Raw genomic sequence first — 16,919 nt, 5'->3', positions numbered from 1 at the left:
GATGCGGGTACTCATGTTCGGGTGGGAGTTCCCACCATTCATCTCGGGGGGCCTCGGTACCGCCTGCCTCGGCCTGACAAAAGGGCTTGCCTCGCTGGGCACGGAAGTGAGCTTCGTGCTGCCCCGGCTGGAAACCGGGGAGGACGCCTCGCATCTGGACCTTATCGGCGCCAACCAGATTCGCAGCACGGTGGGCGTGCGCGAAGTGGCCGAACTGACCAACAGGGTCAAGGTGCTGGAAGTGCTCTCGCCGCTTCGGCCCTACATCACGGAAAAGGAGTACCGCTCCATCCTTGAAACCGAGCGCAACCTGCGCATCGAGGACATTGTCGGCGAGCTGGACTCCGATTTTTCCGGCGGCTACGGCGAGAACCTCATGGCAGAGATCGTGCGTTACGGCGTCATCGGCGCGCATCTCGCCACCAAGGGCGATTTCGACGTCATTCACGCGCACGACTGGATGACCTTTCCTGCGGGAATCGAGGCCAGACGCGTTTCCGGAAAGCCGCTGGTGGTCCATGCGCACGCGCTCGAATTCGACCGCAGCGGCGAGCATGTGAACCAGCAGGTCTACGACATCGAACGAGCCGGATTCGAGGCCGCAGACACCGTCATTGCCGTGAGCCATTACACGCGCGACCGGATCATTACCCGGTACTCCATCCCGCCGGAAAAGGTGAAGGTCGTCTACAACGCGGTCTCGCGGGATCGGCGTTTCGGCGCGCTGCGGCTGCACAAGCCCTACAAGGAAAAGATCGTGCTCTTCCTCGGGCGCATCACACTCCAGAAAGGGCCCGACTATTTTGTCGAAGCTGCCGCGAAAGTGCTGAAGCAGTACCGCGACGTGCGTTTCGTCATGGCCGGCTCCGGGGATATGTTCCCGCGAATGGTGGAACTGATGGCGGACAAGCGTTTGGCGGACCGCTTTCACTTCCTCGGCTTCGTGCGCGGCACGGACGTGGAGCGCATATACGCCATGAGCGACCTGTACGTGATGCCCAGCGTTTCCGAGCCGTTCGGCATCACGCCGCTGGAAGCCATGGTGCATGACGTGCCCATCATCGTCTCCCGTCAGTCCGGCGTCGCGGAGTTGTTGGACAACGCCGTGAAGGTGGACTTCTGGGACGTGGATCTGCTTGCCAAGAGCATCCTCGAAATCATCACCGACGACGACCTGAGCGCAGAGCTGGCCCGCAAGGGCGCTGAGACGCTCAAGAAGATCCGCTGGGAACAGGCGGCGGAACAGGTGATCGACATTTACTCGCAACTGTGCGGAGAACAGGCATGACCTCGATATGCTTTTATTTTCAGGTGCACCAGCCCGCTCGGCTGGACCAGTCGTTTTCGTTCTTCGATCTGGGCACGGGCAGGCCCCATCGCGACGAACGGGCCAACCGGGAGATCATGAACAAGGTGGCGGACAAATGCTACATTCCCTCGAACCGGATGATGCTGGACCTCATCGAACAGCACCGGGGGAAATTCCGCATCGCCTACTCCATCACCGGCGTGGCGCTGGAACAGATGCAGGAATTCCGGCCCGACGTGCTGGACTCCTTCCGGCGACTGGCGGATACGGGCTGCGTGGAATTCATAGGAGAGACCTATTACCACTCGCTCTCCTTTCTTTTCTCCAGAAAGGAATTCCGCAGGCAGGTGAAGCAGCACCGGGATGTCATCAAGGATTTCTTCGGCATGGAGACCCGCACCTTCCGCAACACCGAACTGATCTACAACAATGATCTGGCTCGCGAGATTGAGCGTCTGGGCTTTTCCACCATCCTCGCCGAAGGGGCGGATCAGGTGCTCGGCTGGCGCTCTCCAAACTTCGCGTATCAGCCCGCCGGGTGCTACAAGCTCAAGACCCTGCTCAAGAACTACCGGCTCTCGGACGACATCGCGTTTCGTTTTTCGGACCGTAACTGGGACCAGTGGCCCGTGTCCGCGGACACCTTCGCGCGCTGGGTGCACGCCACGGCGGGAACCGGAGAGACCATCAACCTGTTCATGGACTACGAAACCTTCGGGGAGCACCAGTGGGCCGATACCGGCATCTTCGAGTTCTTCCGGGCCCTGCCGGACATGCTCATGAAGCACGGGGACTTCGCTTTCCGCACCCCTGCGGAGGCCTCGGCCATCAGTGACCCCGTGGCGCAGCTGGACGTGCCCTACTTCACCTCGTGGGCAGACCTCGAGCGCGACATCTCCGCATGGCTGGGCAACCCCATGCAGGATGCGGCCGCAGAGCTGGCCTATTCGCTTGAGGAGAAGGTGCTCGCCTGCGACGACGACGAAGTGATCGCCACATGGCGCGAGCTTCTGACCTCGGACCACTTTTATTACATGTGCACCAAGTGGTTTTCCGACGGCGACGTGCACAAGTACTTCAACCCGTATCCGACGCCGCATCAGGCGTTCATCACGTACATGAACGTCCTCAACGATATAGCCCTGACCATTGAAAGACAAACCGCCGACAAGGCCGCATAGGAGCATCGGCATGGAAAACAGCTGGCTCTTCGAGATATCCTGGGAAGTTTGCAACAAGGTCGGCGGCATCCACACCGTCCTCAACAGCAAGGCGGGACACGCCTCGCGTCTTTTTGAGCAACGGTACGCCGTCATCGGCCCGAAACTGGCCCGCAACCCCGGATTCGAACCGGGGGAGCCGCCGGATGACCTGCGCCCTGCGCTCAAACGGCTTGCCGATCGCTCCATCCACGTGGAAACCGGACGCTGGGACGCGCCCGGCAAACCCTACGCTCTGCTCGTGGACTTTCTGCAGGCCGTCCCCGACCACGACAAGCTGCTCTTCCAGCTCTGGAACGACTTCGGCGTGGATTCCATGACCGGCGGCTGGGATTACGTGGAGCCGGTAATCTTCAGCACTGCGGCGGCCATGATCATCAAGGAATTTGCGGATGACGCGGCAGACGTCTCCGACGTCTACGCCCATTTCCACGAATGGATGTCCGGAGCCGGAGTGCTGCACCTGCGCAAACACGCTCCGGCGGTCTGCACTCTGCTGACCACCCACGCCACCATGCTTGGACGGGCCATGTCGGGCTCGGGAAACGACATCTACGCCAATCTGGACGAGATCGAACCCACGCAGGAGGCCAAGGTCTTCGGCGTGGCGGCCAAGCACTCCATGGAATCGGTCTCGGCACGGGAGGCGGACTGCTTCACCACGGTCAGCAACATCACGCGGCGCGAGGCAGCGACCCTGCTGGGCACCGATCCGAACGTGGTCACGGTCAACGGCTTCAACCTCGACGACTTCGGCGCGCCCGAAGAAGTCATGACAAGAAAGCAGCGCTCGCGGGAACGGTTGGTGGAGTTTACCTCGCATTTCCTCGAAAGGGACCTTGATCCGGAAAAAACACTCTTTCTGGCCACCAGCGGACGATACGAATTCCACAACAAGGGCATCGACATGCTCATCGAGAGTCTCGGGGAACTCAACGGCAGACTTCAGGGGCAGGACGTGGAGGTGGTCACGTTCATCCTCGTGAGTTGCGGCTACGCCGGATTCAGCGACGAGGCGCGCATGCGCATCAAGAAGGGCCACTACGGCATGGAAAAATACGCGGGCATCGCCACGCACCATATCGGAAGCCCGGAACAGGATCCCATCGTCAATGCCTGCCGCAACGCGGGCCTCGACAACGAAACGGATGACCGGTGCAGTGCCATCTTCATCCCCGTCTATCTTGACGGGCACGACGGCGTGCTCGACATGGAATACTATGACGCGCTCGCCGGAATGGACCTGACGGTCTTCCCGTCCTTCTATGAGCCGTGGGGCTATACCCCCATGGAAAGTGCCAGCTTCGCCGTGCCCACCGTCACCTCGAACCGCGCAGGATTCGGGCAGTGGGTGCTGGAAAAGCATCCCGACGGACACCCGGGCGTAATGGTGCTGGATCGGCTGAATCAGGATTACGCGGGGGCGAAGAACCAGCTTACCGATTTTCTGGATCGCTTCACCCACTGGGATGCCAAGGAGCACGAACAACGCTGTGACGCCGCACGCGAGCTTGCCGAAGAAACCACATGGGACAACTTCTACCCCCTGTACGAAGAAGCCTACACTTGCTCTGCGGCCTCACGGACGGAGCGGGTGGCCGGAGTGCAACGGCTGGCTGCGGCGCCGAGCGAACTCATCAGCTTTTCCGGAGTCAACACCACACAGCCACGCCTGCGCTCGTTTTCGGTAGTGACCGAACTGCCCGAGGCACTGACCCGTCTGCGGGAACTGGCCGACAACCTGTGGTGGGTCTGGAACAAGGACGCGCAAGCCCTGTTCCGCGACATCGACCCGGAACACTGGGATGCGTGCGAGTCCAATCCGGTACGCTTTCTGGACACCATGGACCGCGACCGTCTGAACGGTCTGACGTCCGACGATGCATTCATGGGCCGCTTTCATGACATCATCGCCCGCTTCGACGCCTACATGGCGCAAAAGGGCGACGCAGATGTTGAAGGCATCACCTGGGACAACCCGGTGGCCTATTTCTCCATGGAATTCGGCCTGCATGAAAGCATCCCCGTCTACTCCGGCGGTCTCGGCCTGCTCGCCGGGGACCACATCAAATCCGCCAGCGACCTGAACCTGCCCTTTGTGGGTGTCTCGCTGCTGTACAAGAACGGCTACTTCCACCAACGCATCAACGGCTACGGCGATCAGGTGGTGGAGTACCGGGAAAACGAGTTTGCGGGAATGCCCGTCACACCGCTGCACAACGTTGACGACGAGCGCATCCTCGTCACCGTGGACCTGCCCGGCAGGCAGGTCTTCGCCCAGATATGGGAAGTACGCGTGGGCCGCGCCTCGCTCTACCTGCTGGACACGGACGTGATGGAAAACTCCCGCCCGGACCGCGACATCGCCGCAAGGCTGTATGAGCCATCCTCCAAGGGACGCATCGAGCAGGAAATAATCCTCGGCATCGGCGGCGTTCGACTGCTTAACGCCCTTGAAATCGAACCGAGCATCTTCCACCTCAATGAAGGACACTCGGCCTTCATGCTGCTGGAACGCATCCGGCAACTCATGGTCATGGAGGGCATGGAATTCTCCGAAGCCAAGGAGGCAGTGCGCGGAGCCACGGTTTTCACCATGCACACGCCTGTCCCCGCCGGCAACGAGCGGTTTGAAAAGTCGCTGGTGGAGAATTATTTTCGCAACTACGCCGCCGGTATGGGCGTCCCGTGGGACAGCCTCTGGAACCTCGGGCACATGTACGCCGAGGAATCGGACCATCTGAACATGACCGTACTCGCCCTGCGCCTGTCCTGCCGCAGGAACGGTGTAAGCAGGCTGCACGGCGAGGTCTCGCGCAAAATGTGGATGGACCTCTGGCGTGGCTTCCTGCTGGGCGAGGTGCCCATCGGCCACGTGACCAACGGCGTCCACATGCCTTCCTGGGTGGATGAGGACATGCGCGGTGCCATCGAACGCAACTGCCATGTCGGCCTGCATGACGCACTGCGCCAGCATCAGGACTGGAACTGCCTCGATGCCGTTGAGGACCGCGAGCTGTGGGACATCCATTGCCGTCTCAAGGAACGACTCTACAACAAGATCCGCAGCTCCATCTCGAACCAGTGGGAGCGCGAAGGCGAAGCGCCGAACCGGCTCAGGCACTTCCTGCGCGAGCTGAATCCGGGACACCTGACCATCTGCTTCGCCCGCCGCTTCACCGCCTACAAGCGGCCAACGCTGATCCTGCACAACATGCAGACCATCAAGAGCATCCTGTGCAACCCGGACCGTCCCGTGAACCTGATCTTTGCAGGCAAGGCGCATCCGGCGGACACCGTGGGCGCAAGCTTCATCAACCTCATCGTCAGGCTCGCCAAGCAGGACGACTTCATGGGACGGCTCATCTTCCTCGAAGGCTACGATATCCGGCTGGCGCGCCTGCTCGTGTCCGGCTCCGACCTGTGGCTCAACACGCCCACAAGGCTCATGGAGGCCAGCGGCACCAGCGGCATGAAGGCCGCGGCCAACGGCGTTCCGAACTGTAGCGTACTGGACGGCTGGTGGGACGAGGCCTACAACGGCTCCAACGGCTGGGCCGTGGGTCAGGGCATCGTCTATGACACGCAGGTCAATCAGGACATCGTGGACGCGGATCACCTCTACTCCGTTCTGGAACACGAAGTGGTGCCCGAATTCTACGATCGCGACGAGCACGGCGTCCCCCACGCATGGGTATCCCGTATGCGAGCCGCCATGAAGACCTCTCTCGGGCAGTATGGAACCCACAGGATGGTCGAGGATTACATCGAAGAACTGTATAAGCCCGCTCTGGAACTCTCATCAAGACGCTCGCGTGACGGATACTCTCTGGCCCGCGAAGTGGGCGGCTGGCGAAAGCGCATTCCCGGCAGATTTGCCACGGCCTCGATCAAGGAGGTGCGGGTCACGGGCATCAGCGGCGACATCATTCGCTACGGCGAACCGCTGCACGTCACTGCGCAGGTGGACAAGGGGCAGCTGCACGACGAAGAGCTGCTGGCGGAACTGGTGGTGGCGGACGATTCCGGCAGTAAGCCGCTGGACGTGGCGCCCATGACCATCAAGCACTCCGAAGGCAACACGTTGACGTTCACCGCCGAATATTCACCCACAACGGTGGGACCGGTGCGATACGGCGTACGTATCCTGCCCGTGCATCCGGGCCTCGGCAGCAAGTACGAAACCCGCCTCATCCGCTGGAGCTGATCCGACCCAACCAGCCATCATGGCCGCCGGGAGCACACCGTTTGGCGCCCCGGCGGCCTTTTTGATTCCAGAACTATAATGCAAAACTTCATCCGTTTACGGTTATTCTGAGGTTCGCCTTATCCTGCAAAACGGGGACTGAAAGGAGGTGCAATGGAATCGGTTGAACTCATAAGACTCTCTGCCCGCATCGCGCTGGCATCGGCGACGCTCATCGCGGCGGCGGGCATTCTCATCTGGCTCTTCAGGGGTCGTACGCCCGGCACGGTCCGCTTTCGGGACGCTCTTCTGGATTCCCTGCGTTCACGAACGCGAATGCTCATTCCCGCCGCAGCCGTCATCTTCGCCGTGGGAGTCCTCGTGCCGCTTGCACAACTTGACGAGGCCGCGTCAAAGACGATCAGTACCATCCTGAACATCCTTTGGATCATGTTCGCTGCCTGGGGTGTTACCGCGGTGGTCTCCATTTTCTGCGACGTAACGCTGTGGCGATACGACGTGAACGTGGAGGACAACCTCGGCGCGCGGCAGGTGCATACGCGGGTCAGGGTTCTTCAGCGGATCGTGGTGGTGGTCGTCTGGATCGTCGCCGTGGCCGGGGCATTGATGCTTTTCGAACGCTTCCGGGCCCTCGGCGGAACGCTGCTGGCCTCGGCCGGGGTGCTCAGCATCCTGCTCGGCCTGTCCGCCCAGAAAACCTTCGGCGCCATGGTGGCCGGAATTCAGGTGGCCCTGTCGCATCCGGTCAACATTGACGACGTTGTCATCGTGGAAGGCGAATGGGGCCGCATCGAGGAGATAACCTTCACGTACGTGGTGGTCAGAACGTGGGACCTGCGCCGCATCATCCTGCCCATATCCTACTTTCTGGAAACCCCGTTCCAGAACTGGACCAGAAAGAGCGCGGAGATTCTCGGCAGCGTGTTCCTGCATGCGGATTACACCGTGCCGATGGATCAACTGCGCGAAGAGCTGCGCCGTCTGTGCGAAGCCAATTCCGGGCTTTGGAACGGCAAGACCTGCGTACTTCAGGTGACGGACGCAGGCCCGGACACCGTGACGCTGCGGGCTTTGGTGAGCGCGGACAACGCGGGGGCGGCGTGGGATTTGCGCTGCATCGTCCGCGAAGGACTCATCGGATACATAAACGAAAAATGTCCGCAGTGTCTGCCGAGGCATCGCGTTCGTTTGCAGGATGAAGCGGGCGCGACTGCGGAGCCGCTTGAAGAATCGTCGTAGGGCCCGCAGACTATTCGTCGCTGCCAACCTTGCCGCGCGCCTTCTTGATGGCCCCGCGGTGCTTTTTGCCTTGGATGCGGCGGCGAACGCTGGACCGCGTGGGACGCGTGGGGCGTCTGGCCTTGCGTTTTTTGAGGGCGTCGCGCAGAAGCTGGGCAAAACGTCGGACCGCATCCTCGCGGTTGCGTTTCTGACTGCGTTCGGAATCGGAAGAGATACGCAGCATCCCGTCCTTGCCGATGCGCGAGGCGAGCGCCCGCATCAGGCGGTCCTTCTGCCACTGCGACAGCGTTGGAGAGCCTTCCACGTCGAAGAGCAGGGTGACGCGCGTATCGGCCGTGTTCACATGCTGTCCCCCCGGCCCCGAGGAACGGCTGAAGGTGAACCTGAGCTCGGCTTCCGGGATGATCAGCCTGTCGTTGATCCTGATGTCCATGGCCGGAAGCTACCGCCATGAGCGGGAAGCGTCAAACCGAAGCGGTTTATCATGGCATCCGGATCATTTTTCCCGTAATTTCAATTCGAGACTCGAACTGCCGGCGGGAGAGGGGATGCGACTGACCAAAAGCAACATCTGGATTTTCGGCGCCACGCTGGCCGCAGCCATCATGGCGGTTGCGGCGATTTCCTTCTACGTCCAGTATGAATCCGCCTATTCCCAGCAGCGCGAATGGATCTGGCGAAGCCTGCTCAAGGACAGCGCCATGATCCGGGAAATGTACCGCTCGAATCTTTCCATCATGCACCGCGAGCGCGCTTTCGACGCCACCATCGGGCAGGTGGCCTTCGCACAATCCACCCTTTCGGACGCTGCCCCCAAGGCGAGCATCGGCATCCACGAGGAAGCCACCGGGGGCACCCGCTTCCTCGTGGTCAACGGCCGCCTCGTGCGCGACACCGAACTAGAACTTTCAAGCCTCGCCTTCGGCAACGGGCTGGCCAGCCCCATGGCGCTGGCCCTTGCGGGCGAACAGGGCGTGACCGAGGTGAGCGATCAGGGCGAAACAGCCGTGCTCGCGGCCTACAAGCCGCTTCGCCTGAACGGGGACATCCTGCTGGGTATGGTGGTCAAGGTTGACCTTCACACCATCCGCGCCCCGCTGCTTGAAGGCGGCGTTATCGCGCTCGCCACGGGCTTCGGCATTGCCCTGTTCTGCATGGTGGTCCTGATCCGCGCATGGGAGCCCATCCTCGACAGTCTTCGCCAGAGCCGTGACAGCTATCGGCACCTTGTGGAGAGTAGCGGCAGCGTCATCATGCGACTGTCCCCCGACGGGCGGATTCGCTTTCTGAACCAATATGGCGCCGCTCTTTTCGGCCCGAACGAAAACAAGCGGAATCAAGAGGTCTTCGGCTTTGTTTTTCCTGAGGACTCCAAAAACCGGGAAGCCTTCGCTTCGGCAGTGAGGCAACTCGCCTCCAGTTCAGCTTCGGTATCTCTGGACATGCAATGCCCCACCTGCAAAGGGCATCCAGCATGGTTCGCATGGACGTTCTCCCCCCTTACCGATGAGAATGACCGCCTCACTGAAGTGCTGGCCGTCGGCAACGACATCACCGCCACCAAACGGGCCGAGGACGCCAGACGCGAAAGCGAAACCCGCTTCCGCAGCATCGCCGCAGCCAGCCCCGTTGGCATTCTCATAACCGACCTGCACGGCAACCCGGCCTACGCCAACGAGCAGTTCCTGAACATGTTCGGCACCACACTCATTCAGCTGCTTTCCGAAGGCTGGATGAAGATGGTGCACCCCGCTGATCGCAAGCGCGTCCGGAGCGATTGGCTCGGCGGCACCAGCCGCAAGCGCAGCAGCCGCTCGGAGTTCCGCATCATTTCCCGCGGCGGGCGCCAGTTCTGGGTGCTGGGCATGGCGGTTCCCATGGGAGAGGACCCGGACAAGCCCGTGGGCATCGTGGGCACCTTCACCGACATCACCGCCATCAAGGAGGCCGAGGCCCGCAGTCGCAGACTTGCCAAGGCGCTGGATCAGGCCGCCGAGGTGGTCATCATCACCGACGCGGACGGAGTGATCGAATACACCAACCCCGCCTTCGAGAAAGTCACCGGATACACGCGCAAGGATGTCGTCGGCAAAAAGCCTTCGATCCTCAAAAGCGGTGAGCACGACCGTGAATTCTACCGTGAGTTCTGGGAGACCATTTCTTCCGGGCATGTCTGGAACGGCCAGTTCCGTAACCGCCGCAAGGACGGCAGCTTTTACAGTCAGGAATGCACGGTGGGACCGGTCAAGGACGAAGACGGCCAGATAGTCAACTACGTGGCCGTGGCGCGCGACATCACCGAGCGGGTGGAGAACGAGGCCCAGATTCGGCACAGCCAGAAGCTGGAATCCATAGGCCAGCTTGCGGCGGGCATCGCGCACGAGATCAACACGCCCATCCAGTACGTAGGGGACAACCTGCGTTTTCTGGAAGAAGCGTTCGGCCACATCAAGACGGTGCTTGACACTGCGATGGAACAGGTGGAGCAGCTTTCCGGCGAAGAGGCGGAAAAGGCCCGGCAGACCATCACGAAGATCGCGGACGAGGCCGACGTGGAGTTCATGTACGAGGAAGTGCCACAGGCTCTGGAGCAGTCCACGCAAGGCATCGCGCGCGTGACCGAGATCGTGCGGTCCATGAAGGAATTCTCGCATCCCGGCGAAGAGGGCATGAAGCCTTCGGACCTCAACGAAGGGATTCGCAACACCATCAACGTGGCGCGCAACGAGTGGAAATACGTTGCCGACCTTGAGACGGACCTGGACGACTCCCTGCCGACCGTGCACTGCCAGATAAGCGAACTCAATCAGGTCTTGCTGAACATGATCATCAACTCCGCGCACGCCATTGCCGACAAGATTGGCGACAGCGAGGAGAAGGGACGCATCACCATCCGCACCCGGCGCGAGGACAACTGGGTCGTGCTGGAAGTGGAGGACACCGGCATCGGCATGACCGAGGAAGTCCGTCAGCGTGTGTTCGACCCCTTCTTCACCACCAAGGATGTGGGGCGCGGCACGGGACAGGGGCTTTCCATCGCTCACAACGTGGTCGTCACCGGCCACGGCGGCAAGTTCAACGTCCGCAGCACTCCCGGCGAGGGCTCCACGTTCGAAATCAGGCTGCCGCTGACCCCAGAGGACGCTGGGGAATGATGCCACGGGTCCTCATCGTCGATGATGAAAAGAATCTCTTGAGCGCGTTGCGGCGGCACATGCGTGCGGTCGATTACGAAATCATCACGGAAGAAAACCCCGGCAAGGCACTGGACATACTCAGGCGGGAAAATCCGGCCGTGCTTGTCACGGACCTGAAGATGCCCGGCATGGACGGCATCGAACTGTTGCGCCGGGCGCAGGAACTCCAGCCGGACTGCATCCGCATCCTCATGACCGGATACGCAGACCTCGCCGCAGCGGTTGACGCCGTCAACCATGGGGGAATCTTCCGGTTCCTCGCCAAGCCCTTCCAGACCGAAGATCTGCAGCACGCAATTGATCAGGCCATGCGCTACCGGTCATTCCTGGAAAGCGACAGGGAACTGCAGATTCTCAAACGCACCCAATCCGCCATGGAGGGCATGATCCACGCTTTCGTGGATCTGGTGGAGACCCGCGACCCGTACACCTGTGGACACCAAAACCGCGTGGCGCGCCTAAGCGTCGCCATAGGCCGCAAGGCCGGACTGGACGACGACAGGCTGCACGGACTGCGACTGGCCGCGCTTGTGCACGACATTGGCAAAATCGGGGTTCCGTTCAGCATCCTGAACAAGCCCGGCGTGCTCAGCGAGGCGGAGATGGCCATCATCCGCGAGCACCCCGAGACGGGGTGGGGAACGCTGCGCCACGTCGATTTTCCATGGCCCATAGCCGAGGTCGTGCTGCAACACCACGAGCGCCTCGACGGGTCAGGATATCCTCACGGCCTGCAAGGCGACGCCATCTGCACCGAGGCGCGCATCATCGCGGTGGCCGACATGGTGGACGCCATGGCCTCGCACCGGCCCTACCGGCCCGCCCTTGGCGTCGGGGCAGCACTCAAGGAACTGCGGGCCAAACGCCAGACACAGTACGACGCCCGTTTCGCCGACATCTGCGTCGAGCTTTTTGATGACGGCTACCGTCTCATTCAGGACACCGCTGCCGCCCCGCAGACCGGCTAATCCAGCGTGCGCCTGAACCGTTTGAGCCCCACCAGCAGCACCGCCAGCAGGAATATCGCCACCGGCCAGACGTGATGCATTGCGTCCAACGGCCCGATGCCTTTGAGCAGCACCCCGCGCACCAGCCGCAGGTAATGCGTCAGCGGCAGCACGGAGCCGATGGTCTGCGCCCACTCAGGCATCCCACGGAACGGAAACATGAAGCCCGAAAGCAGCAGCGACGGCAGAAAAAAGAAGATGGAGAGCTGCACGGCCTGCAACTGGTTCCTTGCTATGGTGGAGACGGTCACGCCCACGGTCAGGTTCGCGGCGATGAAGACCACGGAGAGCAGGAACACCAGCGGCACGCTGCCCTCGAACGGCACCCCGAACAGAAAACGCGCCGCCACCATGATCAGCACCATCTGCACGTACCCCACGAAAATATACGGCACGATCTTGCCGAGCATGACCTCCAGCGGCCGGATGGGGGTGGTCAGCAGATTCTCCATGGTGCCACGTTCACGCTCGCGGGTGATGGCCAGCGAGGTGATCATGACCAGCGTCAGGGTCAGAATGACCCCCATCAGGCCCGGCACGATGTTGTACTGCGTCTGCACCTCCGGGTTGAAATCCCGGTGGATGCGCAGGTCCACAGGCGCCTTCCGGGGGATGAGATTCCCGAAGGCCCCTTTCAGGTCGCGGGCGATGGCCGTGGTCACCACGCGGTTCACGGCGGCGATGGCCCCGGACGTGGCGGACGGGTCGGTGGCATCGGCCTCCAGCAACAGCACGGGACGCTCGCCGCGCATGAGTTTTCGGCCGAAGCCCTCCGGGATGGTCAGCACGAACTGCTGAGTGCCGAGGTTCATGGCCTCGCGCGCCTGTCTTCTGCTGTCGAGGATGCGGTTCACGTCGAAATAACTGCTGGTCTGCATGGCGGCCACGATGGAGCGCGAATACGCCGACTCATCCGCTGAAAGGATTGCCGTAGGCAAATGGCGAGGGTCCGAATTGATGGCGTAGCCGAAGAGGATGAGCTGAATAAGCGGAATACCGATCATCATGGCAAAGGTCAGGCGGTCGCGCCGCATCTGCACGAACTCCTTGGCGGCCATGGCCGCGAACCGGCTGAAGCTGAACCGCCCGACGCTCATTGCTTGCCGCTCCTTCGCATCATGTCGATGAAGACCTCTTCGAGCGAGGTGTCCACCTGTTCCGCTGTATGATCCGGTCCTGAAACCGCACGGATGGCCTTTTCCAGCAGCCGGCCGTCCGGCCCGGAAACATGCAGGTCGTTGCCGAACGCCGCGGACTGGCGAACGCCATCCATGCCCTTGAGCTTTTCGGCAAGCTCATGAAGCTTCGTACCTCGCACCCGCCACGTGACCAGTGCGGACTGCTCGATGATCTCATGCACCGTGCCTCGCACCAGCAGGTCGCCGTAAGCGATGTAGGCCAGCCGGTGACAGCGCTCCGCCTCGTCCATGTAGTGCGTGCTGATGAGCGCGGTGACGCCCTCTTCGGCCGCCAGCCGGTGCACCTCGTCCCAGAAGTCGCGCCGTGCGCCCGGGTCCACGCCCGCCGTTGGTTCGTCGAGCAGCAGCAGCTTCGGCCCGTGCAGTATGCTCGCGCCCAGCGCCAGCCGCTGCTTCCAGCCACCGGAAAGGCCCCCGGCAAGGATATTCTCAAACCGGTCCAGCCCCATGGAATCGAGCATCCGCGTCACGTGTCGCTTCACGTTCCTCATGCCGTAGGCGCGGGCCATGAATTCAAGGTTTTCGCGCACGGTCAGGTCTTCATACAGGGAAAATCGTTGGGCCATGTAGCCAACATGCGGCTTGATGCGGTCGCCTTCGGTGCGGATGTCGTAGCCCAGGCAGGTTCCTTCGCCAGCATCCGGCTCCAGCAGGCCGCAGAGCATCCGGATGAAGGTGGTCTTGCCCGAGCCGTTGGGGCCGAGAAAACCGTATATCTCGCCGCGCGACACATGCATGTCCACGTCCCGGACCACCGTGCGGTCGCCAAAGGACTTGGTCACGCCGCTGACGTCGATGACGCGCTCGTCACTCATGCCCGACCTCCACGGGAACGCCCTGCGGCGGCAGCACGTCCAGCGGCTGCCCCGGCTTCAGTCCCGCCGCGTCCCGCGGATCAACAGGCCGCGCCTCGACCATGAACACCAGCTTGTAGCGGGTGGAGCTGGAATAAATCACCGGGGGAGTATATTCGGCCTCCGGCGCGACATAGCTGATGCGGACCGGCAGCAGCTCATCGCGACCGTCCATGCGCACCGAGGCATCCATGCCCGGCTTCAGCCGCGAGACCACGGTTTCGGGCACGAAGAAGCGTACGATGCGGTTTTCCGGCGGCAGCAGGGAGACCACCGGATTCCCTGCGGGCACCCATTCGCCTTCCTCACGGATGGTATCGAAAACCAGCGATTCTTCGGGGGCGTCCTGCGCCTTCTGGTCGAAATTCCAGCGGGCCTGCTCCAGCTTGGCGCGGGCCGCACTCACGTTGGCCTCAGCCGCCTTGACCTCGTCCTCTCGCGCTCCGAGCCGCGCGGTGTCGAGCTGCGCGCGGATCTGCGCCACCTGCTGGCGGGCCGTACGGTATTCGGTAAGCGACCGGTCACGCTCCTCTTCGGAGATGGTCTTTTCGTCGAGCAGCCTTTCGCGGCGCTTGTATTCGGCCTCGGCAAGAATCATGGATGCACGGGCCTTGCGAAGCCGCGCCTCGATTTCAGCTATCTCGGACGGACGCTTGCCCTTGGAGAGGTTGGCGAGTTCGTTCTCGGCGCGGCGCAGGTTGTCCTCGGCTTCGGCAACCCCGGCAGCCTCGAAGCTGCGCTCCAGCGTGAACAGGGGCGCTCCGGCCGCCACGGTCTGCCCGCGCTCAACCGAGAGCGTCTGCAACCTGCCGCCGATGGGAGCGGCGACGTGCACGTATTCCCCCTCCACATACCCCTGCCATGAGTCGGGAGATTCGGAGCATGCGGCCAACAGAAGCACCGAGAGTGAGAAAACAAACGAAACGAGAGGTCTCATCAGTCCTCCTTTCGTGCACGGACGGTCTGTTCAAAGAACCGCCAGTTGCGCTGGACCTGTTCCCGGAAATCGAACTCACCGCCACTGATATGATTCAGGAACACCGGCGGCAGAAGGATGCCAAGAAACATGAACATAAGATCGGTGGCGTCGGCATCGTCACGAATCACACCTTCGCGCTGTCCCTGCTCTACAAGCAGTCGGACCCGCTCCCGAAAACTGCCGGAAGTGCGGTCGAATCCGGAACGTACTTCGGGGCTTGAGCCGACGACCTTTTCGGAAAACATCAGGTGCATGACGCCCGGCCGGCTGTACAGCGAGTCGGCCTGCAAACGCGAGAGGCGGCGCAAGGCATCCAGCGGATCGGTCGCGTCACTGACTGCTTCTTTGGCGTTTTCCTCCACCACCTCGCGCATACGCGCCAGCACGGCCAGCATCAGATCATCCTTGCTCTTGAAGTGACGGTATAGCGCGGATGGCACCACGCCCATTTCCTCGGCAACGCCCGTGAGCGTCACTGCGGAAAGCCCGTCCTCGGCGAGTTTCAAGGCCGCCTCGGCCGCCTGCATCCTTCTTTCTTCGCCCGACATCCGCTTTGCCACGGCAGACCTCCATTTGGTGAATGTGATTTCACCTTCACTTTGACGACAGGTTTTGTCAACTGCAGAAGGTTATAATCTGCAAATCGTCACACAATCATCCGGCAAAACAGGGCTGAAAATGTGGGCAGAACCCTGGAAAGTGCTCGCAACAAAAAAACGGACCGCCCGGTGGACGGTCCGCATGAGGCTTCATTCGCGTAGACGAGCTAAGAGTTGCGCAGGGAGAACATGCCCACGAGCATGGCTCCGGCCTGCGCCACATTGAGGGAGTCGAAGTCCCTCTTGAAAGGAAGATATATCTCGCGGGTGCACTGCTTGGCCACACCGGGACGCACGCCTTTTTCCTCGTTGCCGAGCACCAGCACGGCCGGAAGGTTCAGCTTGGTGTCGAAGGCGTTTTCAGAGTCCTCCCCGGAGCGGGTGCAGTATATTTCATAGCCATGCTGACGGCAGTCCACCAGAGTGCGGGAGAGGTTGTTGGCCTTGGCCACGGGCAAACGGTTGAGCGCGCCCGCACTGGCCTTGACCGCTCCGGCACCGAGGTATGCGCCGTGGTGGCGACAGACGATGACCCCGGCCCCGCCCATGGCGTAGACCGTGCGCACCAGAGCGCCAACGTTGCCCGGGTCCTGAACCTGATCAAGGGCCACGATGAGCGGAAGCGGTGCGTCCGGAGCGGTTTCCAGCAGCTGCTCCACGGGCGTGTATTCCAGCGCGGCAACCTGTGCGGCCACGCCCTGATGGTTGCCGGAATAAGCCCGATCCAGGTCCTTTGTCTGCACCGATTTGAATGCAATTCCATTATCGCGGCACAGGGTCACGATGCGGTCCAGCTGCTTGTCGTGCCTGCCTTTTTTGAACATGACGTGGTCCACGCGTTCCGGGTTGGCTTCCAGAAGCTCCAGCACCGGCTTGGTGCCTACCACAAAATCCTTTCCGCCCCTCGAAGGGGCGCGATCGTCACTTTTGTTTCGCATTATCTCGCCTTTTGGACGTTTGAGGGGCCATATCGGCCTGTGTTCCGAGTAGTCGTTTTCCGTCGCTATTGCAATCGGCACGCAGGTGAGATAGCACGTACTCTCAGCCAAACAGGTAGATCAAGAAGTTTTCTAGACTTCCCTGCAACGCGCCTTTCTGCTAAGGTT

At 61.6% G+C, this 16,919-nt stretch carries 12 protein-coding genes; 6 read left to right on the top strand and 6 right to left on the bottom strand.

Features of this window, described 5'->3' with window-relative positions; translation table 11 throughout:
* The first annotated feature begins 1 nt into the window (after position 1).
* The 4 genes from B149_RS0106900 to B149_RS0106885 all read left to right on the top strand — a co-directional run bounded on the left by B149_RS0106900 (position 2) and on the right by B149_RS0106885 (position 7,975).
* Complete coding sequence (locus B149_RS0106900) at positions 2 to 1,288, top strand: glycosyltransferase family 4 protein (RefSeq protein WP_018124452.1); 1,287 nt, start codon at positions 2 to 4, stop codon at positions 1,286 to 1,288.
* A complete protein-coding gene (locus B149_RS0106895; protein ID WP_018124451.1) occupies positions 1,285 to 2,490 on the top strand; it encodes a glycoside hydrolase family 57 protein in 1,206 nt (401 codons plus the stop codon). The genes B149_RS0106900 and B149_RS0106895 overlap by 4 nt, the downstream gene beginning before the upstream one ends.
* Positions 2,491 to 2,500: 10 nt before the next feature.
* Positions 2,501 to 6,736, top strand: coding sequence for an alpha-glucan family phosphorylase (glgP, locus tag B149_RS0106890; RefSeq protein WP_018124450.1), 4,236 nt, complete (start codon positions 2,501 to 2,503; stop codon positions 6,734 to 6,736).
* Between the two features lie 153 nt (positions 6,737 to 6,889).
* Positions 6,890 to 7,975 carry a mechanosensitive ion channel family protein gene (locus B149_RS0106885; protein WP_018124449.1) on the top strand — a complete coding sequence of 362 codons (1,086 nt, stop codon included), beginning with the start codon at positions 6,890 to 6,892 and terminating at the stop codon, positions 7,973 to 7,975.
* A 10-nt stretch (positions 7,976 to 7,985) separates the two neighbouring features.
* Here the strand turns inward: B149_RS0106885 and arfB are convergent, their stop codons facing one another.
* Positions 7,986 to 8,411, bottom strand: a complete 426-nt coding sequence (gene arfB, locus B149_RS0106880; protein WP_018124448.1) for an alternative ribosome rescue aminoacyl-tRNA hydrolase ArfB — start codon at positions 8,409 to 8,411, stop codon at positions 7,986 to 7,988.
* A 115-nt stretch (positions 8,412 to 8,526) separates the two neighbouring features.
* Between arfB and B149_RS17885 the strand changes: the two genes are divergently transcribed.
* Together B149_RS17885 and B149_RS16670 are read left to right on the top strand one after the other, a co-directional pair.
* Positions 8,527 to 11,133 (top strand): PAS domain-containing sensor histidine kinase, encoded by a 2,607-nt coding sequence (locus B149_RS17885; RefSeq protein ID WP_018124447.1) that lies wholly within the window; start codon positions 8,527 to 8,529, stop codon positions 11,131 to 11,133.
* Positions 11,130 to 12,143, top strand: coding sequence for an HD-GYP domain-containing protein (locus tag B149_RS16670; protein WP_018124446.1), 1,014 nt, complete (start codon positions 11,130 to 11,132; stop codon positions 12,141 to 12,143). Before B149_RS17885 ends, B149_RS16670 begins: the two co-directional genes overlap by 4 nt.
* On the opposite strand, the gene B149_RS0106865 is transcribed toward B149_RS16670, so the two are convergent.
* The 5 genes from B149_RS0106865 to rlmB all read right to left on the bottom strand — a co-directional run bounded on the left by B149_RS0106865 (position 12,140) and on the right by rlmB (position 16,751).
* Complete coding sequence (locus tag B149_RS0106865; RefSeq protein WP_018124445.1) at positions 12,140 to 13,279, bottom strand: ABC transporter permease; 1,140 nt, start codon at positions 13,277 to 13,279, stop codon at positions 12,140 to 12,142. The two genes, B149_RS16670 and B149_RS0106865, sit on opposite strands and share 4 nt — an antisense overlap.
* Positions 13,276 to 14,196: an ABC transporter ATP-binding protein gene (locus B149_RS0106860; protein ID WP_018124444.1), complete on the bottom strand. Its 921-nt coding sequence runs from the start codon at positions 14,194 to 14,196 to the stop codon at positions 13,276 to 13,278. The genes B149_RS0106865 and B149_RS0106860 overlap by 4 nt, the downstream gene beginning before the upstream one ends.
* The gene (locus B149_RS0106855; protein WP_018124443.1) at positions 14,189 to 15,172 is read right to left on the bottom strand and encodes an HlyD family secretion protein; all 984 of its coding nucleotides are present in this window, start codon (positions 15,170 to 15,172) and stop codon (positions 14,189 to 14,191) included. The genes B149_RS0106860 and B149_RS0106855 overlap by 8 nt, the downstream gene beginning before the upstream one ends.
* Positions 15,172 to 15,774 (bottom strand): TetR/AcrR family transcriptional regulator, encoded by a 603-nt coding sequence (locus tag B149_RS0106850; RefSeq protein ID WP_026167493.1) that lies wholly within the window; start codon positions 15,772 to 15,774, stop codon positions 15,172 to 15,174. Before B149_RS0106850 ends, B149_RS0106855 begins: the two co-directional genes overlap by 1 nt.
* A 206-nt stretch (positions 15,775 to 15,980) precedes the next feature.
* A complete protein-coding gene (gene rlmB, locus B149_RS0106845) occupies positions 15,981 to 16,751 on the bottom strand; it encodes a 23S rRNA (guanosine(2251)-2'-O)-methyltransferase RlmB (protein WP_018124441.1) in 771 nt (256 codons plus the stop codon).
* Positions 16,752 to 16,919 lie beyond the last annotated feature (168 nt).

The organism is Desulfovibrio oxyclinae DSM 11498 (assembly GCF_000375485.1).
Classification (GTDB): domain Bacteria; phylum Desulfobacterota; class Desulfovibrionia; order Desulfovibrionales; family Desulfovibrionaceae; genus Pseudodesulfovibrio; species Pseudodesulfovibrio oxyclinae.
The sequence above is the reverse complement of the archived record's forward strand: the minus strand, read 5'-3'. Positions and strand labels throughout refer to the sequence as shown.

What these genes read in the sequence shown, in the direction of transcription:
- B149_RS0106900 (WP_018124452.1), top strand. Translation starts at nt 2, where the DNA reads ATGCGGGTACTCATGTTCGGGTGGGAGTTCCCACCATTCATCTCGGGG.
- B149_RS0106895 (WP_018124451.1), top strand. Translation starts at nt 1,285, where the DNA reads ATGACCTCGATATGCTTTTATTTTCAGGTGCACCAGCCCGCTCGGCTG.
- glgP (WP_018124450.1), top strand. Translation starts at nt 2,501, where the DNA reads ATGGAAAACAGCTGGCTCTTCGAGATATCCTGGGAAGTTTGCAACAAG.
- B149_RS0106885 (WP_018124449.1), top strand. Translation starts at nt 6,890, where the DNA reads ATGGAATCGGTTGAACTCATAAGACTCTCTGCCCGCATCGCGCTGGCA.
- arfB (WP_018124448.1), bottom strand. Translation starts at nt 8,411, where the DNA reads ATGGACATCAGGATCAACGACAGGCTGATCATCCCGGAAGCCGAGCTC.
- B149_RS17885 (WP_018124447.1), top strand. Translation starts at nt 8,527, where the DNA reads ATGCGACTGACCAAAAGCAACATCTGGATTTTCGGCGCCACGCTGGCC.
- B149_RS16670 (WP_018124446.1), top strand. Translation starts at nt 11,130, where the DNA reads ATGATGCCACGGGTCCTCATCGTCGATGATGAAAAGAATCTCTTGAGC.
- B149_RS0106865 (WP_018124445.1), bottom strand. Translation starts at nt 13,279, where the DNA reads ATGAGCGTCGGGCGGTTCAGCTTCAGCCGGTTCGCGGCCATGGCCGCC.
- B149_RS0106860 (WP_018124444.1), bottom strand. Translation starts at nt 14,196, where the DNA reads ATGAGTGACGAGCGCGTCATCGACGTCAGCGGCGTGACCAAGTCCTTT.
- B149_RS0106855 (WP_018124443.1), bottom strand. Translation starts at nt 15,172, where the DNA reads ATGAGACCTCTCGTTTCGTTTGTTTTCTCACTCTCGGTGCTTCTGTTG.
- rlmB (WP_018124441.1), bottom strand. Translation starts at nt 16,751, where the DNA reads ATGCGAAACAAAAGTGACGATCGCGCCCCTTCGAGGGGCGGAAAGGAT.